Source organism: Sorangium sp. So ce590 (assembly GCF_051521365.1).
Classification (GTDB): Bacteria; Myxococcota_A; Polyangia; order Polyangiales; family Polyangiaceae; genus Sorangium.
This window is the reverse complement of record NZ_CP150346.1, coordinates 3,655,941-3,677,445: the sequence shown is the minus strand read 5'-3', so window position 1 is coordinate 3,677,445 and position 21,505 is coordinate 3,655,941. Positions and strand designations below refer to the sequence as shown.

At 73.4% G+C, this 21,505-nt stretch carries 19 protein-coding genes; 11 read left to right on the top strand and 8 right to left on the bottom strand.

All coding sequences use genetic code 11. The features are described from left to right. The first annotated feature begins 52 nt into the window (after window positions 1-52). Both WMF28_RS13990 and WMF28_RS13985 read left to right on the top strand, forming a co-directional pair. Complete coding sequence (locus tag WMF28_RS13990; RefSeq protein ID WP_437602702.1) at window positions 53-1,225, top strand: acyl-CoA dehydrogenase family protein; 1,173 nt, start codon at window positions 53-55, stop codon at window positions 1,223-1,225. A gap of 85 nt (window positions 1,226-1,310) precedes the next feature. After that, window positions 1,311-2,366 (top strand): LNS2 domain-containing protein, encoded by a 1,056-nt coding sequence (locus WMF28_RS13985; protein WP_437602701.1) that lies wholly within the window; start codon window positions 1,311-1,313, stop codon window positions 2,364-2,366. Window positions 2,367-2,456: 90 nt separating this feature from the next. Here WMF28_RS13985 and WMF28_RS13980 read toward each other — a convergent pair whose 3' ends face one another. Then, entirely contained in the window at window positions 2,457-3,665 is a 1,209-nt protein-coding gene (locus WMF28_RS13980) for a vWA domain-containing protein (protein WP_437602700.1), read from the bottom strand. A gap of 316 nt (window positions 3,666-3,981) precedes the next feature. Here WMF28_RS13980 and WMF28_RS13975 point away from each other — a divergent pair, with 316 nt between their 5' ends. Next, entirely contained in the window at window positions 3,982-4,578 is a 597-nt protein-coding gene (locus tag WMF28_RS13975; protein ID WP_437602699.1) for an HAD-IA family hydrolase, read from the top strand. Here the strand turns inward: WMF28_RS13975 and WMF28_RS13970 are convergent. Next, the gene (locus WMF28_RS13970; protein ID WP_437602698.1) at window positions 4,575-5,267 is read right to left on the bottom strand and encodes a DUF2293 domain-containing protein; all 693 of its coding nucleotides are present in this window, start codon (window positions 5,265-5,267) and stop codon (window positions 4,575-4,577) included. The genes WMF28_RS13975 and WMF28_RS13970 overlap by 4 nt on opposite strands. A 156-nt stretch (window positions 5,268-5,423) precedes the next feature. Here WMF28_RS13970 and WMF28_RS13965 point away from each other — a divergent pair, with 156 nt between their 5' ends. Together WMF28_RS13965 and WMF28_RS13960 are read left to right on the top strand one after the other, a co-directional pair. Continuing rightward, a complete protein-coding gene (locus WMF28_RS13965; protein WP_437602697.1) occupies window positions 5,424-6,008 on the top strand; it encodes a class I SAM-dependent methyltransferase in 585 nt (194 codons plus the stop codon). A 109-nt stretch (window positions 6,009-6,117) separates the two neighbouring features. Continuing rightward, window positions 6,118-6,927, top strand: a complete 810-nt coding sequence (locus tag WMF28_RS13960) for a fumarylacetoacetate hydrolase family protein (RefSeq protein ID WP_437602695.1) — start codon at window positions 6,118-6,120, stop codon at window positions 6,925-6,927. A gap of 448 nt (window positions 6,928-7,375) precedes the next feature. Here WMF28_RS13960 and WMF28_RS13955 read toward each other — a convergent pair whose 3' ends face one another. From WMF28_RS13955 to WMF28_RS13940, 4 genes are all read right to left on the bottom strand, one after another. Further along, window positions 7,376-8,836 (bottom strand): serine/threonine-protein kinase, encoded by a 1,461-nt coding sequence (locus WMF28_RS13955; protein WP_437602694.1) that lies wholly within the window; start codon window positions 8,834-8,836, stop codon window positions 7,376-7,378. A gap of 151 nt (window positions 8,837-8,987) precedes the next feature. Next, complete coding sequence (locus tag WMF28_RS13950) at window positions 8,988-11,018, bottom strand: DUF2169 domain-containing protein (protein ID WP_437602692.1); 2,031 nt, start codon at window positions 11,016-11,018, stop codon at window positions 8,988-8,990. Window positions 11,019-11,150: 132 nt separating this feature from the next. After that, window positions 11,151-12,011, bottom strand: a complete 861-nt coding sequence (locus WMF28_RS13945) for a hypothetical protein (RefSeq protein ID WP_437602689.1) — start codon at window positions 12,009-12,011, stop codon at window positions 11,151-11,153. A 9-nt stretch (window positions 12,012-12,020) separates the two neighbouring features. Next, window positions 12,021-13,643, bottom strand: a complete 1,623-nt coding sequence (locus WMF28_RS13940) for a hypothetical protein (RefSeq protein ID WP_437602688.1) — start codon at window positions 13,641-13,643, stop codon at window positions 12,021-12,023. Between the two features lie 270 nt (window positions 13,644-13,913). On the opposite strand from WMF28_RS13940, the gene argJ reads away from it, so the two are divergent. The 6 genes from argJ (at window position 13,914) to WMF28_RS13910 (ending at window position 19,361) form a co-directional block, all read left to right on the top strand. Then, window positions 13,914-15,089, top strand: coding sequence for a bifunctional glutamate N-acetyltransferase/amino-acid acetyltransferase ArgJ (gene argJ / locus WMF28_RS13935; protein WP_437602687.1), 1,176 nt, complete (start codon window positions 13,914-13,916; stop codon window positions 15,087-15,089). 347 nt (window positions 15,090-15,436) lie between these two features. Continuing rightward, window positions 15,437-16,309, top strand: a complete 873-nt coding sequence (locus WMF28_RS13930) for a hypothetical protein (protein ID WP_437602686.1) — start codon at window positions 15,437-15,439, stop codon at window positions 16,307-16,309. A gap of 139 nt (window positions 16,310-16,448) precedes the next feature. After that, window positions 16,449-17,045 (top strand): OmpH family outer membrane protein, encoded by a 597-nt coding sequence (locus WMF28_RS13925; protein WP_437602684.1) that lies wholly within the window; start codon window positions 16,449-16,451, stop codon window positions 17,043-17,045. A 41-nt stretch (window positions 17,046-17,086) separates the two neighbouring features. Next, the gene (fabZ, locus tag WMF28_RS13920) at window positions 17,087-17,554 is read left to right on the top strand and encodes a 3-hydroxyacyl-ACP dehydratase FabZ (protein ID WP_437602683.1); all 468 of its coding nucleotides are present in this window, start codon (window positions 17,087-17,089) and stop codon (window positions 17,552-17,554) included. Between the two features lie 21 nt (window positions 17,555-17,575). Then, window positions 17,576-18,232 carry a TlpA family protein disulfide reductase gene (locus WMF28_RS13915; RefSeq protein ID WP_437602681.1) on the top strand — a complete coding sequence of 219 codons (657 nt, stop codon included), beginning with the start codon at window positions 17,576-17,578 and terminating at the stop codon, window positions 18,230-18,232. A gap of 28 nt (window positions 18,233-18,260) precedes the next feature. Continuing rightward, complete coding sequence (locus tag WMF28_RS13910) at window positions 18,261-19,361, top strand: dipeptide epimerase (protein WP_437602679.1); 1,101 nt, start codon at window positions 18,261-18,263, stop codon at window positions 19,359-19,361. Between the two features lie 27 nt (window positions 19,362-19,388). On the opposite strand, the gene WMF28_RS13905 is transcribed toward WMF28_RS13910, so the two are convergent. Both WMF28_RS13905 and WMF28_RS13900 read right to left on the bottom strand, forming a co-directional pair. Beyond that, on the bottom strand, window positions 19,389-20,063 hold the full coding sequence (locus tag WMF28_RS13905) for a pseudouridine synthase (protein ID WP_437602678.1): 675 nt from the start codon (window positions 20,061-20,063) through the stop codon (window positions 19,389-19,391). A 14-nt stretch (window positions 20,064-20,077) separates the two neighbouring features. Further along, window positions 20,078-21,286 (bottom strand): protein phosphatase 2C domain-containing protein, encoded by a 1,209-nt coding sequence (locus WMF28_RS13900; RefSeq protein WP_437602677.1) that lies wholly within the window; start codon window positions 21,284-21,286, stop codon window positions 20,078-20,080. Window positions 21,287-21,505 lie beyond the last annotated feature (219 nt).

The window sequence follows — 21,505 nt, the reverse complement described above, 5'->3', positions numbered from 1 at the left end:
TTTGCCGGGGCCCTCACCGGCTCCGCCAACCCTCGATGTCAAGGAGCGAGCGATGAAGAACGAAGACGCGGTGCTGCATGCCGTCCGTGACCTGGCCCCCTCGATCGCCGCGCGGAGCGCGGAGATCGAGGAGGCGCGGCGCCTCCCGGCGGACCTGCTCGGGCAGCTCAAGGCGGCGGGATGCTTCCGGATGTTCCTGCCGAGGAGCCACGGCGGCCACGAGGTCGATCTGCGCACGGGGATGGACGTCCTGGAGACGCTCGCCCGGGCGGACGGGGCCACCGGCTGGACGGTGATGATCGGCTCGGAGAGCCCGCACCTCTTCGCGCTCCTGCCGCGCGAGCGCTTCGACGCGGTCTACTCCGCCGGGCCGGACGTGATCATCGGCGGCGGCTTCAACGCGCAGGGCGAGGCCCACGCGACCGAGGGCGGCTACCGCGTCACCGGGCGCTGGAGCTTCGCGAGCGGCTGCGAGCACGCCAGCTGGCTGTTCGGGAACTGCGTGATCCTGGACGGCGGCCGCCCGCGGATGGGCCCGGCGAGCGAGACGCGCGAGGTGCCAGAGATGCGCGGGATGCTGTTCCCCGCGAGCGAGGTGCGCATCCTCGACACCTGGTCCGTGCTCGGCCTGCGCGGCACGGGCAGCCACGACATCATGACGGAAGGGCTGTTCTGTCCCGCGGAGCACAGCTTCGATATCTTCCAGGGCCAGTCGTCGGTGGCCGCCCCTGGGTTCGTCGCGCCGGTCCTGCACTTCGTGCTCCACATGGGGGCCGTGGCGGTGGGCATCGCCCAGGGGGCGCTCGACGATGTCGTGACGCTCGCGAGCTCGGGCAAGAAGCGGCTGTATGCGCGCGCGCAGCTCGCGGACTCCCCGGTGTTCCAGGTGCACCTCGGCCGCGCCGAGACGAGCGTGCGCGCCGCCCGCGCCCTGCTGCGCGACACGGGGGACGAGCTCTGGGCCGCGTGCGTGAACAACCCCGGCGCCGTCCTGGCGATGACGCCGCGGATCTCCGGCGCCCTGGCCTGGGTGACGGAGGTGGCGGCCCGGGCCGTGGACGCCTGCTATCAAGCCGGCGGGGGCGGCGTCGCCCGGAACGCCTCGTCCGTGCAACGGCGGTTCCGGGACATCCACACCCTCTCTCAGCACGCCGCGGCCGCGGAGGGGTGGCTCGGCCAGGCCGGCGCCGCGCTCCTCGGCCAGCCGACCGGCTTCTGGACCTGAGACGCCCCGACCCGGGGCGCCGCGCCCGCCGCCGCGTCGCGACCGGGTCACGCCGCGCCGCCGCCGCGGTATAGGTGGTCGCGCCTTGCGCTCCGCTCCGCTCGCCCCGCTGGTCCTCGCCGCCCTGTCGTTCCTCGCCTGCGCCGGCGCCCCGCGGCCGGCCTCGGCGCCCGCGCCGCCGCAGCTCAGGGAGGGCGCCTGCCCGCCTCGCCCGGCCTGCGACGCGCCGCCGCCGGCCGCCCTGCCGCGCGGGTTCAGGCACACGCGCTCGCGCCTCGTCGCGAGCGGGTGGCCGCGCCACCGCGGGCGCGACCTCTTCGCGCGCCCCGAAGGGCCGCAGTGGGCCATCGCGAAGCTCGCTTACGGCCCTCAGGACGACGATCTCGAGGACGAGGACGTCGAGGCCTATCTCCTCCGCGGCTGCAGCGGCCCATGGGAGAGGCTCGGCACCTTCCGGACGAGCGACGATGACCACCCGCACCCGACCGCCGAGGGCATCCCGGACACCGGCGGGCGCGTCTATCTCGATCTCACCGCGGGGCGGCGCCTCGAGGTCGGCCGGCATCGTGTCCACCTCGCCGTGGTCGGCGACGGCACGAGCGCGGATCTGTTCATCGAGGTCCTCCCGCCCGGCGCGCGGGTGGCCGTCACCGACGTCGACGGGACGCTCACGTCGAGCGAGGCGGCGGTGGTCGGCGAGCTCTTCGGCGGCGCCCCGCCGGCCGCCCACCCCGGCGCGGCCGAGGCGATGCGCGCCCTCGCCGACAGCGGGATTTACCTCTTCTACGTGACCGCGCGCCCCGAGTGGCTCGTGGGCAGCACGCGAGCCTGGCTGAGGCAGCAGGGCTTCCCGCCGGGCATCCTCCACACAACCATCGGCGTCACCGGCGCCATGGGCCGGGCGGCGGCCGATTACAAGACGATCGAGCTCGGATGGCTCAAGGCGCGGACGGGCATCGTGCCGTCCTTCGGCTTCGGCAACATGCCGAGCGACGTCACGACCTACACGGCCGCGGGGATCGCCCCTTCACGAAGCTATTATCACAAGCTCGGCGGCGACCTCGGCGGCGGCGTGCCCCACGACGACTACCGGGCGCTCGTCCCGGCGCTCTTCAGCCCACCTGCCGCCTGCGCGCCCTGAGGGAGGCGCTCGCGCCGCGGGGGCGCGCCCTGCGCGGCGGCGCCTCGACCGCGGGGGCGCGCCCTCTCCAGGCGGCGCCCCCGCCGCCGATCACAGCGGGACATCGATCACGTCGTCACAGGTGAAGTCGACCGCCAGGGCCGCCTGGGGATCGGACTGCATCGCGTTGCACACGCTCTCGCAGAGCTCGATCTGCGCCGGGTTCGCGGGGTCGTCGTAGCGCCAGGCCTCGTCGCTCGCGCACGCCTGATCGTACGCGAGGGCCTTCGGCTGGCCCGCTCCGCTCGTGTACGTCACGCGCACCCGCTGCTTGTCGAACGCCCTGCCCTCGGGGGCCGGCGGGATCGCGACCGTGCACGACACAGCGGCGCCGCGGATCTGATCGATGGCCGCCCTGAACGCGGTCGCCGTCGCGTCGGGGCTGCCGGTCTCGATGATGAACGCCTCCCCCGTGCCGCCGGCCACGGCGATGTCGCGCAGGTTGTCGACGTTCCCCGGCCCGTCGTCCGGCGGGTTCGCCACCCCGATCACGTAGGTCGGGATGTTGTCCCCGCGCGCCCCCTCGACGCGCTCGACGACGGCCTCGATCGAGTCGGCCTCATCGCACAGCTGCGGGTAGCCGTCGGTCACGAGCACGAGCGCGTACTTCCCGGGGTCCCCCCGGCGCTGCGCCTGGATGAACGAGATCGTCCCTTCGACCACGAACGCCGTCGGCGTGCCCATGCGCCAGTCGTCGTCGTTCGCCGGAGTGACCTCGTCGATCGCTTCGGCGAACGCCTCGGAGGGCAGCGGCGTCATCTCGACATCCGGCGTCTGATAGGTGCGGGCCGAGCACATGCGCCGCCGCTCGCGGCCGGGGAAGAACGTGAGCGAGGCGGTGAGCCCTGCCGACGCAGGATCCGCGAAGAACTGCTTTGTCGCGCTGACGACGGGATCCCACTTGAGCTCCTTGCTGTGCGAGGGCCGATCGTTCGCGCCCATGCTGCCAGACACATCGAACGCGACCGCCAGGTACACGGGCTGGAGCTCGGCCTTGGCCGTGTGCGTGGCGCAGGCGTCGCCGGCGCCGGTCGAGCCGCCGGCGCCGCTGGGGCCGCCCGAGTCGATGCTGCCGCCCGCGTTCAGACCGCTCCCCGCGCCGAACCCGTTGCCGGCGCCTCCGCTCCCATCCCCCGAGCTGTTCGCGGCCCCCGAGCCGCTCTGGGAGGTGCCCTCGCCGTCGGCGCTCGAGCCGCCGCCGCACGCCGCACCGAACGCAGTCACCATGGACAAGGCAATGGCCATCGCAGGCAATCTCATGGCCTGACTCCTTACAAGCAAGTGCCGGCGCCGTGCGCCGGTAGAGAGAAGCAAACTAGCAACTGAGACCTCAGGAGCCGACGCACCGCCGAACCGGGCTCCAGAGACCTCGCCACCCATGAATAGTATAAGCCAGAACTATGCTCATTGCGAGACATGGTTTCTCAAATACCGTGTCAGTCGCGTCGCTCGCGTCGCTCTCAACGCGCTGAGAGCACAACTCACCCGTGTGACCGCAAAGCCTGTGCGCCGGTGTGATCTGCCCGCTCACACGCGCGCTCGCCGGTGCTACGCTCCACACCGTATGGTCCGCGCGGTGTGTTTCGATCTGATGGATACCGTCCTCTACGACCCGTACCGCGAGGCGCTCGCCGCGGCGATCCGGGCCGCCGCGCCCGCCGAGGTCGCCAGGCACCGCGACCGCGCGTGCTGGCCCGCGTTCGAGACGGGCGAGATCGATGAGGCCGAGTTCGCCCGCCGGTTCTTCCGCGAGGGCGCCGAGGGCGTCTCGTTCGATATCGACGCGTTCAACCGCGTGCGCCGCGCGGGATATCGCTTCTTGCCCGGCGTCCGGGAGGTCGTCGAGGCGCTCCGGGGCCGCGCGCTCCGGTTCGTGGCGAGCAACTACCCCGTGTGGGTGGAGGAGCTGCGCGAGACGTTCGCGCTCGACGCCCTGTTCGAGGGTGTCTATTCGAGCCATCACCTGCGCGTACGCAAGCCGGCGCGCGAGTTCTTCGATCTCCTGGTAAGCCGCATCGGGGTCGACGCGGGCGAGTGCCTGTTCGTCGACGATCGCGCGGAGAACTGCGACGCGGCGGCCGCGGTCGGGATGCGCGCGCACCTCTTCGACGGGGCCGCGGGGCTGCGCGCCCGGCTCGTCGGCGAGGGCTTGCTCGACGAGGAAGGGCGCTAGGCCCGCTCTTCCGCCGCGCCGGCCAGGGCGCCGCAGAGCGGGCACGATGCGCTGACGTGCGGCGCGTCGCCGCGATGCAGGTCGAGGATCGCGCGCGAGATCTGCGCGAGGTCGCGCCGCACCTCGCGGCGCATCCCCTTCACGCGCGCGATGGACATCGAGTCGTAGGCCGTGGTCTGGTGCCGCATCCAGGCGATCACCGCCGACTCGGCGCGCCGCGCGACCGGGATCCGCTCCGTGCGCGCGACGGTGCCGCTGCCCACGGGGGTCGCGTGCGCCGTCACGCGGGTCGCGAGCGTCCGCGCGAGCGCCGCGTAGCGCGGCGAGAACCGGAGGAACGCCGCGACCTCGGCCTCGAACTCGCGCACGTACTCTTCCTGGTCGCGCTCCCGTCGCCGGGCGTCCGCCTCCCGCTTCTTCGCGTAGGCGGGCGTGCTGCGCTCCGCCTCGAGCGCGGCGCGGGCGGCCTCGATGGCGGCGGCCGGCGCCCAGAGGCCCCGGGAGAACGTCTTTCGCCCGCGCTTCTCGACCACCATCCAGGACGGGCCCGCGAGCTTCACCCGGCGGGTGAGCCCGGCGTCGCCCGGGGGCAGGCACGCCCACCCCTCGGGGGGCGAGAGCAGCGCGCCGTCGGGCGCGCGGAAGCGGCGGGGATCCTCGGTCGGGGCCAGGGTCAGGCACTCGGGCATGGCGGCGCGGCCGGCGTGGTAGGCCAGGTCATCCCGCGTGTCCAGCCGCCGTCGCCCGCGCCGCGCTGGAACCGCCGAACAGGGCGATGGTAGGCTCGTCGCCTGCGAGGGGCCCGCCCTTCCGCCCCGGCGCGGTCAACGGGACAGGAGGCCAGCGTGTCGGACGACGATCGCACCAGGTGGGACGCCCGCTACCGCGAGGGCGGCGACGATCCAGGCGAGCCCTCGGCGGTGCTCACCGCGCTCGAGCCGCTGCTGCCCAGGCGCGGGCGCGCGCTCGATCTGGCGGGCGGCGCCGGGCGGCACGCCCTGTGGCTCGCGCGGCGCGGGCTCGACGTGACCCTGGCCGACATCTCCGAGGTCGGGCTCGGCGTCGCGCGAGGCGCCGCGGCGAGGGAGGGGCTCGCGCTGCGCACGGTCGCGCTCGACGTGGAGCGCGATCCGCTCCCCGGCGGTCCCTGGGACCTGATCCTGATCTTCTATTTCCTCGAGCGCAGGCTCGCGGCCTGCGCGGCGGAGCTCGCCCCGGGCGGCCACCTCGTCGTGGTGCATCCGACGCGGTCGAACCTGCTGCGGCACGCGCGCCCGAGCGCGCGCTGGCTGCTCGAGGACGGCGAGCTCCCCGGGCTCCTCGGCGAGGCGCTCGAGGTGGTCCGCTACGACGAAGGGTGGCTGGAGGAAGGGCGTCACGAGGCCCGCCTCGTCGCACGGCGGCGGGGCGCCGCGGCGCCTCGTCCGTGACGGCGCGGCGCCCGGGCGCGATGGCGCGGCGCCTGTCCGTGACGGCGCGGCGCGCGATGGCGCGTCGCGCGGGCTTGCTGCGACGCGATGAACGCGCTTTGCTCCCGCCATGCGCTTCGCCCGACTCGCGCCTCCGGATCAGGATCGCCCCGCCTTCTTCGCCCGCCTCGATGGCGCAGCTGCGCTCGTCCTCGACGCACCACCCTGGCTCGGCGGCAAGGCCACCGGCGAGGCCGTGGCGTGGACCGAGGTGGACCTCGCCTGCCCCGTGGCCCCCACGAAGATCGTGTGTGTGGGGCGCAATTACGCCGCGCACGCGCAGGAGCTCGGCAACGACGTCCCGGTCGAGCCGCTCCTCTTCCTCAAGCCGCCCTCGGCGCTCATCGGTCCGGGCCAGTCCATCGTGCTCCCGCCGGAGAGCCAGCGGGTCGAGCACGAGGCGGAGCTCGGCGTGATCATCGGCCGCCGCTGCAAGGCGGTGCGGCCGGAGCAGGCGGGGGATCACGTGTTCGGTTACACGTGCCTGGGCGACATCACCGCGAGGGATCTGCAGCGGAAGGACGTGCAGTTCACGCGGGGCAAGGGGTTCGACACGTTCTGCCCGGTCGGGCCGTGGATCGAGACGGAGCTCGACCCGGCGGCGCTCCGCGTGCGGGCCGTCGTGAACTCCCAGGTGCGGCAGGACGAGATGACGGCGCAGATGCTCTGGAGCGTGCCCACGCTGGTCGCGTACATCAGCCAGGTGATGACGCTGGAGCCCGGCGACGTCATCGCGACCGGGACGCCCCAGGGCGTGGGGCCGCTCGTGCCCGGCGACGAGCTCGTCATCGACATCGTCGGCGCCACGGCCGGGGCGCGCGGGCTCGGGGCGCTGCGCCTGTCCGTGGCGGCGCAGGGCAACGGCGCCGGCGACCGCTGAGCGACCGAGCAGCCCCTCGGCGTCGCTCTCCAGGCCCGCGAGGCCCCGACGCTCGGCCGGCCGCTGCCCGGAGCTCGGCGACGGTGCGTGATGCCTGATCGACTCAGCCGCCCGCCGCCCCTGCGGCGTTCCGCCATCGAGCGAGCGCCCGCTTCCCCGCGTTCACGGCGGTGATCAGCGGCTGGACGGGCCAGCGCTCCCGCTGCCCGGCGTGGCAGGCCCTGTGCAGAGACCCGCAGGCGAACGCCTTCATAAGCCACCGTCGTTGCGGTCGCCGGAGCGCCCCCTGCCAGGGGGCCGCGCGCGCCGCAGCAGATCCCCGAGGTCACCGATGACATCCCCTGCGACTGCGAACTCCTGGCCATGGCACCCCATCGCGCTCCTGGCCTTCGGCGTCGGCGCCGCCCCCGGCGCGGCCGCCCGAGGCCCCGCCGCGCCGAAAGAAGCCTCAGAACGGTTGCCCGTCCCGGAGCACGATGGTCACGTGCGAGAGCCCGGTGCCGCCGAGGAGCATCGCCTTCACGAGGAACTCGACCATCGTGTCCAGGCACTCGGCGGGTGAGAAGCCCGCCCGCCCGGCCCCGAGCAGGGGCAGCGCCATGCTCCGGAGCTTCATCGTGTTGGCGTGGTAGAAGCACCCTTCGAGGAGCCGCACGATGAGATCGCGGGTCGGCCGGTAGGTCGCCACGTGATCCCAGTCGAGCGTGATCGCGTGGAAGACGAACCGCGCGCTCAGCCTGCCGGCGGAGCTGACGACCACCCCGCCGTGACGCACGGGCAGGTACTTGCGCGTCTCCAGGTGGCACACGCCGCCGCTCGCGTGGTTCAGCGCCATCGCCACGCCGGCGGACATCGTGAGCTGCCCGTCGTCCGCGCTCACGAGCGCGTCGGCCGACACGCCCGCGATGTTCGCGCGCACGATCGCCAGCGTCCTGTCCCCGTGGAACTGGAAGGCGGTCACGGGCCCGACCGGGCCGCCCGCCAGGAGCACGGGGCGGACGCGCTGGTACTGCTCCAGGTACATGCGGAGCGTCAGATCGTGCGGGTCGCCCCAGCGCGTGCTCTGCGGGCCCATGAGCGCGGCCTCGATCTCCTCGAAGGACTGGAAGCGGTCCTTCGGGTCCTTGGCCAGGCAGCGCTCCAGGATGGCCTGCACGTCCTCGTCGAGCTCGGGCCGGAGCGCCCGCGGCCGGGTCGGGATGTCCTGCCGGTGCGCGAGCAGCAGCGGCAAGAGCTCCTGCTCCTCGAACGGCCGCTGCCCCGTGGCCGCGTGGTAAAATGACGCGCCGTAGCTGTAGATATCCGCCCGCGTGTCGCTCTCCTGCGGGCTCCACGCCTGCTCGGGCGCCATGTAGAACGGCGTCCCGAGCACGGTCCCCATCGCCGTGAGGGGCTGCTCGCGCAGGGCCGTGGGCCCCGTCGTGGCGGTCAGGCGCGCGAGGCCGAAGTCGGCGACCTTCAGCTCTCCGGACGGCGCGATCAGCATGTTCGACGGCTTCAGATCGCGGTGCATCACCCCGAGCTCCGTCGCGGCGGCCATCCCCCGCGCCGCGTGGAGCATGTAGCGCCGCAGATCGTCGAGCGGCAGCGGCCCGCTCTGCAGCCGCGCGGCCAGCGATGGGCCGCCCACGTACTCCATCACCATGAACGGCGAGCGGTTCGAGAGGAAGCCGAAGTCGTGACAGCTCACCACGTGCGGCGACTTGATGAGCGCCGAGATGCGCGCCTCGCGCAGCATCCGCTCCCCTGCGTTCGGGTCCGCGTGCCCCGTGAGCACCTTGATCGCCACGACCCGCGCGAGCGCGAGGTGGCGCGCGCGGAACACGGCGCCCATCGAGCCCACGCCGAGCAGCCCCTCCACGCTGTACCGACCCGCGAGCTCCTTACCCAGCGTCGACGCGTCGATCATGGCCGAACCATCGCTTGCACCACCGAGGATGTTCGGAACCCCGCGCGCCGCGGTCAAGGGGCACGGTGCGCCGCGCACCTCCCGAGCGCGGCGTGAAGGCCTGGGAAGCGATCGCCGCCGGGCGGGACGATGTGGTGAAGACGGCGTGCGTTCAGACGGCGTGGGCCGACGGGGCGCCGCCCTGCGCGCGCTGCCGCGGCGCCTCGCGCAGCCTCGCGAGCTCGGCCTCGACGCGGGATCGGAGGCGCGGATCGTCGGCGAGCCGCCTGGCCCAGAGCCGCCTCATCCGCGCCCACACGGTGCGCCGGATCGCGCGCTCATCGAGCGCGGCGGTGGCCCCGTTGCGCTCGGCCGCGACGAGCAGCCGGGCGTAGTCGGCCGCGCTCAGGGCGCCGCGGATGGCCTCCCACGCGGCGACGTAGGCCCTGTCGAACCTGTCGCGGAGCGCTCGTCCGCGGCGCCTGACCTCTTCCGCCATCGACTCGCGCCATCGTCGCTCGGCCTCGTCCCAGCGCGCCACGGAGAGGCCGTGCGCCCTGAGCACCTCGGCGCGGGGGATCGGCCTCTCCTCGAGCTCCGCCGCGACGGCAGCGCACCGCTCGAGGCTCACCTCGTCGCCGTCGCCGAGCGGAGGCGAGGCCTCGTCCAGCGCGAGGGTCGCGAGCCCCGCGGACAGGCCGGGCGCCGGCGAGGCGCGCTCGCCGGACCATGGGGCGCCGGGGATCGGCGCCTCCGGCGCGAGGCGCGGCGCCGGCATCGGGGGGATGAAGAACGGGATCGCGGGCCGCTCGCCGGCGCGCGCCTCGTCCGCGTCCGACAGGGCGAGCGTCAGGCTCGCGGCGGCGGCGACGTCGCGCTGCTGTGGCGTGAGCCCCGGCCGGCTCTGCCGCGCCGCTCCCGGCGCGAGCGCGAACGGCAGCGCCGGCGCGCGCACCGCCGCCTCGCCCTGCTCCTCGGAGAGCGCGAGCGTCTCCAGGGGCGACGGGCCCTGCGGCAGGTCGATGAGCTCGATGTCCTCGTCCGAGAGGTGGATCGTGCGTCCCGGATCCCCCGCCCGCTGGCCCGCCGGGCCGCAGGCATCGGGCGCGTCCGCCATCAGCACGGTCCCTTCCGGACCGTTCCGGGGAGCGGGCGGCTGCGCGGCCTCGACGCGCCGGGCTCGCCCGAGGCGCAGATCGGGCCACGCGACCTCCTCGCCGTCGATCGCGACGCCGGCGGCGATCCGCACGGCAGCGAGGGCGTCCTCGCCGGGGACGGGGATGATCTGACGCCACACGACCGTGCAGCGCTGCTCGGCGCCGTCGATGCGGAGCGTGTCGGCGCTCAGCGCGAGGGTCTCGCCCCCTGTCGCACCGGAGGCGGCGAGCCCTTCGATCCGCGCGACCCCGCGCGCCCTCGGCAGGCGCATCTCCAGCCGCGGAGCGGCCGGGTGCAGGTTCTCGATCACGATCCACTCGTCGCCGCGCAGGAAATCGATCCGCTGGTCCGGGGGCGCCGCCTGGAAGTACGACCAGTCGAAGCCTGCGGGGATCTCCGCGTTCGGGCCCTCGAGCGTCTCGCGCCGGGTCTTGCCGAGCAGCCGCTTGCGCGCGGGCCAGGCGCGCGCGATCGGGCCGAACCCCGCGGGCCGCGCCGGGTCCTCTGGATCGACGAGGATGGCCTCGCCGCCGTTCGGGTCGACGCCGAACGGGTTCTCACACCCGTTCGCGCCGCGTACCGCCTTCTCGTAGACGAGCGGCATCCGCTGGAACGGCTTACCGTCGCGGACCAGGAGGCGTTTGTCGAGCGCGCAGCCGCTCGCGCCGAAGACCGCGATCCGCACCGGCAAGGACAGGACCTGCGCGCCGTCAGGAGCATGCGCGTCGCCCGTGAAGAGGACGTCGGCGCGGCCCAGGTAGGGCGCGAGGTCGCCGGTGAACCGCACGCTCCGCGCGGGGTTCTTGCCGTGATGGACCTCGGCGCGGAGGATCTCCTGCGGCGCCGTCCGCCACATGGCCGCGCCGGGCGTGAACGCGAAGCTCGCCTTGACGACGATCGTGATGTACCGCCGGCCCTGCGTGCGCCAGGAGACGGCGGCGGCCTCGGCGCCGGGGAGCGCCGTCACGACGTCGGGGGGGAGCGCGCTCACGCTCGCGCGCTCGGGCAGCTGCTGCCGGCCATGGCTCGCCTCGTCGTCACGCATTGCTTCGCGACGAGGAGTACCTCGCGGGTGGTGACGGACGTGTTGCAATCCCGTGATCCGCTCGTGGAGCCAGCGCCCTCGCGGCCCGCCCGGCGCGGCGCACGGCGATGACGGCGCGCGCCGCGCCGCCGCTCACCCGCCGCGCGTCCTCGCCCGGCATTCCCGGACGAAGCCGATCTCGCTCTGCCCCGCCTCGATCCGCTCGATCCACCAGGCGAGCCCCGGGTAGGTGCTCCGGATGAGCTCCGCCTGCTCCGCGAAGCGCGCCGCGTCTCCCCGCGCGGCGTGGAGCTCGGCGCGGAGCGCGTGGGCCTCCGGCGCGTAGACGCCGTCGAGCACGTCGAGCACGGCCGGGTCCACGTCGCAGAGCGACTCCGGCCCGTACATCAGGAAGCGCAGGACGCGGTTGAAGCGGAGCGGATCGCCCGGATCCACGCGGGCGTCGACCGGCGCGCCGCCGTCCGGGGGCAGGCTCGTCCAGCGGCCCCAGGAGCCTGTGCGGGCGAGCTCGGGCGCGAGGCGCTGCAGCGCGCGCTGCTCCTCGAGATCCGGCGCCGCGAGCTCGATCGACACCGGCGGGCTCTCCACGCGGTCGGGCGGCCCCTCGTAGACGATCACCAGCGTGTAATGCCCTGGCTCGAGACCCGAGGGCAGGTGCGAGGAGACGTCGATGAGCATGCGCCGGCACGTCCCCGGCGATAGCAGGAACACCGGCGTGCCGAGCTCGCGGACCACGACCGGAGAAGGCTCGGTCCTCACGAGCTCCTCGCCCGAGCCCGCCCTCGTGAGGCGAACGCCGACCGCGCCGGCGTTGCCTGCCCAGCTCGCGCGCGGCAGCCGCCTGATGCAGGCGCCGGGGCGATCGGCGCACACCGTGATGGCCACGTGCAGGGGAAAGCCGAGCACATAGCGGCGGTCGTGATCGATCGAGCGCAGCGCCAGGCCAGGCGGGCCGGCGGGCTCTCCCTCGTTGCACGCAGGATTATCCGACATGACAGCCTCTCATCTCCATCGCAGTCCTCTGTTCTTCTCGAGGCGCACGCGCCGGGTCTCCTTCACGTGGCGCCCGCACAGGTCTTCGCCGACCAGCCCGGCGGTCCCCGGGATGAGCTGCTGGTCGGCGTCGATCATCCAGTGGGAGCGGTAGTTCATGCAGCACGTGGTCCGCCGCGGCGTCAGGTAATCGAAGTAGCCGCACTTGTGCGGCATCCCGAACGCGTGCGTGAGCTCGTGAACGATGGTGTGGAGCGTGCCTTGCTCGTATCCGCGCCGGGGCTGCCCGCGCTCGGGGTCCCACCACGCCCTGTGATGGGTGAAGAGGATCGTCCTGCCGGCGAAGTATCTCGCCGTTCCGAGGTCGATCGTGGGGCTCATGCCGGCGGTGTAGACGGCGCCCGGCCCCCGCACGACGGCCTCGACGCGCGCGGGGATGCCATAGCCCGGGGGCTCCCACGCCGCGCCCCTGCGGCGGGCGCGAGGGAAGAAGAAGAGGCGGTCCCTGTACGCATGCGCCACGGACCCGTCGCCCGCGGTGAACCGGTCCTGGATGTCGTGCGGATCGAGCCAGAGCTGGGTTCGCGGCGGGTCGGACAGGACGGACGCGATCGCGACCGAAAATCCGATCTGCTCGCCATTCCAGCGGAACGTGACGTAGCTCGCGTCCGGGTGCTCGCCCGGGATCTCCACGTACTCTCTGCGCCTCTCTCCCTGCCCGCCGTCCAGGATCGTCACAGCCCCGGTGAACAGCAGCGCGCCCTGGAGCTCGGGCAGAGGGTGCGGCTCCAGCGCGGCGATCAGGCAGAACCAGCCCGGCTCCCCGGCGTGGGAGAAGATCTCGCTCACGAAGCGGGACGCCTGCTCGCCGAGCGTGCTCGCGTCGAGCGAGAGGTGCTGCAGGTCCTGGATCACCCGCTCTTCGGAGAAGTCGAGCTGGGTGAAGACCAGCTCGAAGTGCCTCGGCACCTTCGCGAGCGGCAGCGCGGGCGCGCTCTCCATCCTTATGTACTCGACGTCGATCCGGCGCCAGAGCGTCATGATCCCGGTCTCGTCGGCGGCGGCTTCCGCAAGGCCCTCGGCCTCGATCTCGGCGCGGACGATCAGGTTGTCTCCGGCGATATCGGTCATGTGCCGCCGGATCGTGCTCCGCCCCCCCACGATTGCCGTGCTCGCGCTGGTCTCCGCGACGTCGGACAGCGGGTAGCCCTCCACCTCTTCCCAGCTCGGGCTCCTGTCCGGCGTCCCCTCGTTGTCCCCTTCGACAGGCCCCACGTACCCTCCCGCGGCGTCGTAATCGTTCTCGTCGAGGGTGGGGCCCCAGTCCGGGTGCACCTCCGGCCGCTCGTTGGACGGGTCGTCCGGATCGCGCGCGCTCCAGCGGATCCGCGCGCCTTCCGGGAGCTCGCCGTCGGGGCTCGTCACCTCGGCGGTGATCTCGATGAGCTGCGTATTCCTCGCCCAGCGCCCGTCGAGATCGCGATTGATGTAGACGCGTCCCTGGTTATCCAGGCTCGTGTAGCCGGGCCTGACTCCAGCCGCTCGGGTCGTCCCCGGCGGCGCGGAGCTGTCCGGAAAGCCCGGGAGATAGAGACCTTTGATATCGACGATCCGGACGGTGACCATCGGCATGAAGCATTGCAAATGCCGGGCTCAGTCCGGCCGCCTCCGGGCGTCTCATCGCGGCAACGCGAACGGGGTGGAAGAGCGGAGCGGTCCTGGGAAGCGCGCAGAAGTCGAGCCCCTCGGCGGCGCGCTTCGCCCGAGGAGGAGCGCCGCCGCGGTGACAACGGAGGACAGCGCGGCGCTCCGCGGCGATCCACCCGGCAGCCTTCAACGTGGCCTGGAGGCCCCATTGCCGCTTTCTCCCGGCGCGCGTTCGTGCGTAGACTCCGCGCCCTCATGAGCTTCGAGCCAGTTGCAGGGTTTCGCTTCGGCGCCATCAGCGCGGGGATCCGGAAAGACGGGCGTATCGACGTCGCGCTCGCGGTGGCGGATCAGCCGGCGGTGGTCGCCGGCATGTTCACCCGGAACCTCGTGCGCGCCGCGCCCGTGGACATCGCCATGCAGCGCGTCCTGTCGGGGCGCGCCCGCGCCGTCGTCGTCAACAGCGGATGTGCCAACGCCTGTACGGGCGAGGCCGGCTGGAAGGCCGCGCTCGATACGACGCGCGCCGTCGCCGAGGCCATCGGCGCCCAGGAGGACGAGGTCCTGCCCGCCTCGACCGGCGTCATCGGCGCCGTCTTGCCGGCGCACCGGATCGTCGAGCGAGTCCCCGAGCTGTCGGCGCGCCTGTCGCCGAGGGGCTACCTCGACTTCGCCCAGGCGATCTGCACGACCGACCGCTGGCCGAAGCTCTCTCAGCGCAAGCTGGGCGGGGGCGCCACGCTGCTCGGCATCGGCAAGGGCGCCGGGATGATCCACCCCGACGTCGGGCCGCCTCACGCGACGATGCTCGTCTTCCTGTTCACCGACGCCGTGCTCGACCCGGGCGAGGCGAACGCGGCGCTTTCGGCCTCGTGCGACGTGACGTTCAACGCGTGCACCGTCGACGGGGACACCAGCACCAACGACACGGTGCTCCTCCTGTCCTCCGGCGCGTCCCAGCGCCGCGCGTCGCGCGACGAGCTCACGGCGGGCCTCACCGAGGTCTGCGGCGAGCTGGCGCGCTCGATGGTGGCCGACGGCGAGGGCAGCACGCACGTCGCCGAGATCCGCGTCCGCGGGCTCGCGACGCGCGACGGGGCGCGCACCGTGGCGCGCACGGTGGCCACGTCGATGCTCGTGAAGACCGCGCTGTTCGGCAAGGACGCGAACTGGGGGCGGCTGCTCGCCGCCGCGGGGCGCGCCGGCGTCCCGTTCGATCCGAGCGAGGTCCAGATCCTCGTCGGCGGGATCCCGATCGTGCAGAGCGGCGCGCCCGTCGGGGCGGAAGCCGAGCTCAAGGCGAACGAGGTGCTCGCGCGCGACACCTACGTCATCGAGCTCGTGCTCGGCAGCGGTCCCGGCGATTTCTCCTACCTGACGAGCGACCTCGGGCACGGCTACGTCGACGTGAACGCCGGCTACCGCTCGTGAGCCGCGCGGGGCGATCGGCCGGGCGGCTCGCGGAGAGCGCGCCCACGTCTTCGCCCTGACCGGAAGCGCCTGCTGCGTCCGGCGGATCCAGGCCAGCCCCAGAGCGACGCCCCTCCGTCGCCTCACGTTGTGCGCCTCGGCCCAGCGAACGTCGCGCGACGAGACGCGGCCGAGGCCAGTGAACCTCGCGCGACGAGAGCTGGTGAACGCAGGTTCACAATGCGCGAAGCCGGTCGGGCTTCCCCGCGATCCTCTCCGGCGGCCCCCTGGCACGCTGCGTGTTAGCGGGCGGCATGGTAGTCGTGCGGGAGGGCCGCGCCGGTGCCGGCCGCCGCTGGAGGACTTCGATGCTTCTTTATTCCCCCCTTGCGAAGATCCTGGGTCGAGGCGCGCTGTTCCTGATGATCGCCGCGACCGCGGCGGGCTGTGGCGGCTGTGGTGACGCCACGCTCCAGTGCGACCGCGACGGCGAGAACTGTTTCCTCTGCGACGGCTACGGGTGTCGCCCGGCGGAGTCCGACGTGGGCGCTGGCGGCGCCAGCCAGGGCGGCGCCGGCCAGGGCGGCGCTGGCCAGGGCGGCGCCGGTCAGGGCGGCGCTGGCGGCGAGGAGGTCGCCTGCGACGCGGAGCTCACCACGTGTCCCTGCGACGGCGACGACGCGTGCGAGGACGGCACGCGGTGCGTCGAAGGGCTCTGCATCGCGGCGTGCGAGTTCAGCTACGAGTGCGGCGCGGACCGGGTGTGCGTGAACGGCGAGTGCGCCGACGGCTGCTCCGACAGCGCCCCCTGCGCGGCGGCCGGCACGCGCTGCGACCGCGGTGTCTGCGTCCCCGACCCCGCGAACCCCGAGTGCAGCGACGCGGCGCCGTGCGAGGGCGGCGCGCTCTGCGTCGAGGGCGCCTGCGCCGCCGGGTGCACGACGCACGACGACTGCGCCGCCGGCGAGGTGTGCAATGCGGTGACCGGCGCGTGCATGGCCGACCCTTCGCCGCAGCCCGGATGCGCCACCACGGCCTGCGCGGCCCAGGGCCAGGAGTGCATGGAAGACGGCTACTGCCACTACCCCTGCGACAGCGAGCAGGCCTGCCGGCTCATCGACAGCCGCTTCGTCGGCTGCAACGACGGCTTCTGCAAGACACGGGAGGAGGTCGCGCCCGAGTGCACGCTCGACGAGCCCTGCCCTGACGGCGAGAGCTGCATCTCCGGCGAGTGCCGCTGATCCGCCGCCGCTGACCGAGGCCCCTCGCGCCGCCGTTCCGCCGCGGCGGACGAAGGGCCTCCATCGACGCCCCCTCACCTTCCGCGGTCCTGCCCCCGCACACCTTGACCGTCCGTCATGCGGCGGGTAATCGCCTCGGATGGTCGCCCGCTCCCCCGTGCATCGGCCCGCGTCGCTCCTCGTCCGGATCGCCCGCGCCGCCGTCGTCTCGCTCGCCCTCGCCGCGCCGAGCGTCGCCGCCGCCGAGACCCGGATCGCCGTGGTCGACGTGCAGCACGCCGTGATGCAGACCGAGGACGGCATCCGGGCGCAGGCCACCCTGAAGAAGCTCTTCGACCGGCGGCAGCAGGAGCTCGACGCGAAGCAGACCGAGCTCCAGCGGGCGCGCGAGGACATCGAGAAGCAGTCGCGCGTGCTCTCGCGCGAATCGATGCAGAAACGGATGGAGGACTGGCAGCGCCAGATGGTCGAGCTCCAGACCGTGTTCGTCGACTACAATAAGGAGCTGCAGAAGAAGCAGGGAGAGCTGACCGGGCCCATCGTCAAGAAGATGATGATCATCGTCGCCCGGATCGCGAAGAGGTCGGGTTACGAGATCATCCTGGACAAGCAGGCGGCCCCCTATGTGCGCGCCGACCTCGATCTCACGGAGCAGATCATCCAGCTCTACAACACCGGCGGCGGCGAGGACGACGCGGGCGGCAACCAGGCGGAGAAGAAGGACATCGCCAAGTAGCGCGCTGTCCGCGCGCTCCACGCCGCGGAAAGGAGCCGGCCTTGCCCGAACGACCCCAAGAGCCCGTCACGCTCGAGATCCATCAGATCCTGTCGATCCTGCCGCACCGCTACCCGCTCGTGATGGTCGACCGCGTGACGGAGGTCACCGCCAACAAGAGCATCCGCGGCTACAAGTGCGTCGCGTACAACGAGCCCTGGTTCCAGGGGCACTTCCCCCAGCGGCCGATCATGCCCGGGGTGCTGATCCTGGAGTCGCTCACGCAGCTCGGCGGCATCCTCGCCTACGCGTCGGACCCGTTCGACGCGACCTCGAACCTCATGTTCTTCCTCGGCATCGACAAGGCGAAGTTCCGCCACACCGTGACGCCCGGCGACCGGCTCGATCTCTACGTCGAGGTGCTGCACCACCGCTCGAACGTCTGGAAGCTGCGCGGCGAGGCGAGCGTCGACGGCACGCTCTGCGCCGAGGGGGAGATGCTCGCCTCCGTCGTCGATCGCGAGCCCTGATTCAGAGAGGAAGATCTCACCATGAGCCGGAGCCCGTCGCCGTCGTTCGCCCGCATCGCCGCTGTCCTCTGCGCCGCCATCGCCCTCTCGCTCCCGGCCGGCTGCGGCGGCGCCGCGACCGCCGCCCCGCCGGCGCCTCAGGCGGGCGGCGGCCTGATCGGCTCGGCGGCGCCCGAGCTCGCGGCCGAGGTCGTGAGCGGCGAGGGGCCGTCCACGCTGAAGGACGCGAGCGGCAAGGTGGTGATCGTCGATTTCTGGGCGACCTATTGCCACCCCTGCAGGAAGTCGTTCCCCAAGTACCAGGAGCTCGTCGAGCGCTTCGGCGGCGATCTCGCGGTGCTCGCCGTCGCCCTCGACGCCCCCGAGGACGCCTCGAAAGAGCAGCTCGTCGAGTTCGCGGACGAGGCGGGCGTCAAGTTCAAGATCCTCTGGGACAAGGACCAGAGCGCGGCAAAAAATTACAACCCGCGGAGAATGCCGACCGCCTTCATCGTCGACCGGAGCGGCGTCGTGCGCCACGTCCACGCGGGCTACGAGGACGGCGAAGAGGAGAAGATCTCCCGGGAGATCGAGGCGCTGCTCGGCGAAGCGGCCGGTCCGCCGAGAGCTGCTCCGCCGGCGGCACCTCCCCCGGCCGAGGCGCCCGCGCCGAGCGACGGCGGCCGCTCCTCTCCGTGAGCCCCGTGCGAAGGCGGCGATTGCCCTCATGTCCCCTACCCTGATCCGGCGCGTCTCGATCGAGGCGCTCGACATCCCGCTGCACGAGCCGTTCGGCATCGCTGGCGGCGCGCAGGAGCGCGCGGCGAACCTCCTCGTCACCGTGGAGCTGGCCGACGGGACGCTCGGCTTCGGCGAGGCCGCGCCGCTGCCCGCCTTCAACGGAGAGACGCAGGAGGCCTCGCGCGCCGCCGCCCTCTCGCTGCGCGCGGCCGTGGTGGGCGCGGACGCGCGCGCGTGGCGCGCCATCGCTGTCGCGCTCCGCGCCGCGGCGAGCGGCGGCGCCGGCGCGGCGCGCTGCGCGATCGAGACGGCGATCCTCGACGCGCTCGCGAGGCGCGCCGACATGCCGCTCTGGGCCTTCTTCGGCGGCTCGGGGACGGCGCTCACCACCGACATCACCATCACCACGGGCTCGCCGGAGCGCGCGGAGGAGGCCGCGCGGCGCGCCTCGGCCATGGGCTTCCGCGCGCTCAAGGTGAAGGTCGGGGGCCACCTCGCCGCGTCGGACCCCGCGCGCATCGAGGCGATCTACGCGGCGGCGCCGGAGGCGTCGCTGATCCTCGACGGCAACGGCGGGCTCACGGCGGGCGAGGCGCTCGCGCTCGTCGCGCACGCGCGCCGGCTCGGCGCGCGCGTCGCGCTCCTGGAGCAGCCCGTGCCGCGCGACGACTGGGACGGCATGAAGGAGGTCACGCGCCGCGCCGGCGTCGACGTGGCCGCCGACGAGAGCGTCGCCTGCGCGGCGGACGTCCTCCGCGTCGCGTCGGAGCGCGCGGCGACCGTGGTCAACATCAAGCTGATGAAGGGCGGCGTCGCCGAGGCGCTCGACATCGCGGCGGTCGCCCGCGCGGCGGGGCTCGGGCTGATGATCGGCGGGATGGTCGAGTCGATGCTCGCGATGACGGCGTCGGCCTGCTTCGCCGCCGGCCTCGGCGGGTTCTCGTTCGTCGATCTCGACACGCCGATGTTCCTCGCCGAGAACCCCTTCGACGGCGGCTTCGTCCAGCGAGGCCCGGCGCTCTCGCTCGAGGGGATCCGGGCCGGGCACGGCGTCACCCCGAAGCGCCGCGATCCGGGAGCCGGCTAGCGCGCCGAGGCGCAGGCCCCGGCGCGCTCACGCCGCGGGCGCCGCGCCGATCCACGCCGGCACGCCCAGCTGGTCGAACGGCCCTCGCAGGTCGTCGGGCAGCGGCGCGGCGATGCACAGGGGGGCGCCCGTCTCGGGGTGGGCGACGGCGAGCTCGGCCGCGTGCAGCGCGAGGCGGTGCAGCGCGTAGCGCTCGCGGAAGAGGCGGTTGTGCTCGCCCTTGCCGTAGTTGACGTCGCCGATGATCGGGTGGCTGATGTGCTTGAGGTGCCTCCGCACCTGGTGCAGGCGCCCCGTGCGCGGGCGCGCCTCGACCACGGCGTAGCGCTCGAGCGCGTGGAGGCGCTCGAAGTCGGTGACGGCCGGGACGCGCGGGCCCCCCTCGCGCCGCGGGATCGGGTGATCGACGCACCCGCGCTCGGGGGGCACGCCGCGGACGAGCGCCAGGTAGCGCTTGCGCACGAGGCCCTGCTCGAACTGCGCGCAGAGCAGCGCCGCCGCGACCGCGTCGAGCGCGACGAGCAGCACGCCGCTCGTCGCGCGGTCGAGGCGGTGGACCGGAAAGACCTTCCGGCCCAGCGTCCGCTCGGCGAGATCGACGAACACGACCGGCGCGCTGCCCCAGCCGCGGTGCACGAGCAGCCCGGACGGCTTCGCGAAGGCGGCGACGCGGTCGTCCAGGTGGAGCAGGGAGAGCTGCATCGCGGAGGCGGCGCTCAGCCGGTCCCCAGGGCGAGGTACCGCGCGAGCCGCTGGTACAGGGCGGCCGCGAGCTCGGCGTCGTGGTCGCACACCTCGGCGAAGTCGTCCTTGCGGATCCGGATGAGCCGCGTCCGCGCCGCGGCCACGGGCAGATCGCCCTTGCGACGCGCGCCCACGAGCGACTCGGGGAAGAGCAGGCCTGAGGAGACGATCCGCCGCCCGTCGGCCAGGTCCACGGCCCCGTCGAGCACCAGGTAGGCGACAAGATCGCTCGCGACGTCGCGCGGGATGCGATCGCCCGCGCCGAGCTCCACCTCGACGCCCGCCGCGAGCGCCCCGAGCACCGCGGCCGGGCTCATGCCGGCGAGGAGCGGGCAGGCGGAGATCACCGAGAGGTCGCGCGAGGACGGACCGGCGTCGTCCGCGCGCTTCACGAAGCGCTCCTTGATGTCGATGACGATCACGCTCGCGTTGTCGAGCCCGCCCCGGTCGCGCGCGTGCTTGAGGAGGCCCGCGGCGACGTCCTCGGGGCCGCCCTTCGCGCAGAAGCGGGAGAGCGACGCCTCGCTGTCGATCGCGTTGTGCACCCCGTCGGTGCAGAGGAGGATGCGATCGCCGCGCGAGAGATCGACGAACAGGGTGTCCACCGAGACGGTGCCCGCGAGCCCGATCGCGTTCACGAGCGGGTTCCGCTGCGGCTTCCTGGCCGGCGTCGGGTTGCCGGCCGCGCGGAGCGTGTCGTAGAGGGCGTGGTCCTGCGTGAGCTGGACGGTGGTGGTCGGGCGAACGAGGTACGCGCGGCTGTCGCCCGCGTGGGCGAAGAAGGCCCGGCTGTGCGCGAGCACCACGAAGTCGAGCGTCGTGCCCATCCCCTGGTAGCTCGGCTCGGTGCGGCGCGCCTCCAGGATGGCCGCGTGCGCCGCCTCGCCCACGCGGCGGAGCAGCGCGAACACCTCGCGGCGCGCCTCGATGTTCGGGTCGGCCACGTACGCGTCGAGGATGGCGGCCGCGGGCGGGCGGAGCACCTCGTCGCGCAACGTGTCGATCGCGATCTGGGCGGCGACCTCACCGGCGGCGTGGCCGCCCATCCCGTCGGCGATGCCGAAGAGGGCGAGCTCGGGGCAACAGAGGATCCGGTCCTCGTTGCTCGGGCGGACGAGGCCGACATCGGTCGATGCGGCGAACTCGATACGATAGTCGAAGCGCGGGAGGATCTGGGACACCGCGACCAGGATAGACACCGTGCGGGCGGCGTCAAAATCGCGCGGCTCTTGACGACCGCGCGCCCGCTCGCCCGCGCTCGGCCCCCGGGCCCCTGGGCCGCGCCGCGCGATCGTTGCCGGGGACACGCCGGCGGCCCGGCGCGCCGTGCGCACCGGCCGCGGCGAGGCCGTGCCCCCGGCAGACACACCAGCGTGCAACGCGCACGGATCCACGGTTGG

Coding starts and splice junctions, on each gene's coding strand:
- WMF28_RS13970 (WP_437602698.1), bottom strand. CDS start 5,267: ATGCCCGAGTGCCTGACCCTGGCCCCGACCGAGGATCCCCGCCGCTTC.
- WMF28_RS13925 (WP_437602684.1), top strand. CDS start 16,449: ATGGTCGCCCGCTCCCCCGTGCATCGGCCCGCGTCGCTCCTCGTCCGG.
- WMF28_RS13940 (WP_437602688.1), bottom strand. CDS start 13,643: ATGCCGATGGTCACCGTCCGGATCGTCGATATCAAAGGTCTCTATCTC.
- WMF28_RS13945 (WP_437602689.1), bottom strand. CDS start 12,011: ATGTCGGATAATCCTGCGTGCAACGAGGGAGAGCCCGCCGGCCCGCCT.
- argJ (WP_437602687.1), top strand. CDS start 13,914: ATGAGCTTCGAGCCAGTTGCAGGGTTTCGCTTCGGCGCCATCAGCGCG.
- WMF28_RS13910 (WP_437602679.1), top strand. CDS start 18,261: ATGTCCCCTACCCTGATCCGGCGCGTCTCGATCGAGGCGCTCGACATC.
- WMF28_RS13990 (WP_437602702.1), top strand. CDS start 53: ATGAAGAACGAAGACGCGGTGCTGCATGCCGTCCGTGACCTGGCCCCC.
- WMF28_RS13950 (WP_437602692.1), bottom strand. CDS start 11,018: ATGCGTGACGACGAGGCGAGCCATGGCCGGCAGCAGCTGCCCGAGCGC.
- WMF28_RS13980 (WP_437602700.1), bottom strand. CDS start 3,665: ATGAGATTGCCTGCGATGGCCATTGCCTTGTCCATGGTGACTGCGTTC.
- WMF28_RS13915 (WP_437602681.1), top strand. CDS start 17,576: ATGAGCCGGAGCCCGTCGCCGTCGTTCGCCCGCATCGCCGCTGTCCTC.
- WMF28_RS13960 (WP_437602695.1), top strand. CDS start 6,118: ATGCGCTTCGCCCGACTCGCGCCTCCGGATCAGGATCGCCCCGCCTTC.
- WMF28_RS13955 (WP_437602694.1), bottom strand. CDS start 8,836: ATGATCGACGCGTCGACGCTGGGTAAGGAGCTCGCGGGTCGGTACAGC.
- WMF28_RS13905 (WP_437602678.1), bottom strand. CDS start 20,063: ATGCAGCTCTCCCTGCTCCACCTGGACGACCGCGTCGCCGCCTTCGCG.
- WMF28_RS13930 (WP_437602686.1), top strand. CDS start 15,437: ATGCTTCTTTATTCCCCCCTTGCGAAGATCCTGGGTCGAGGCGCGCTG.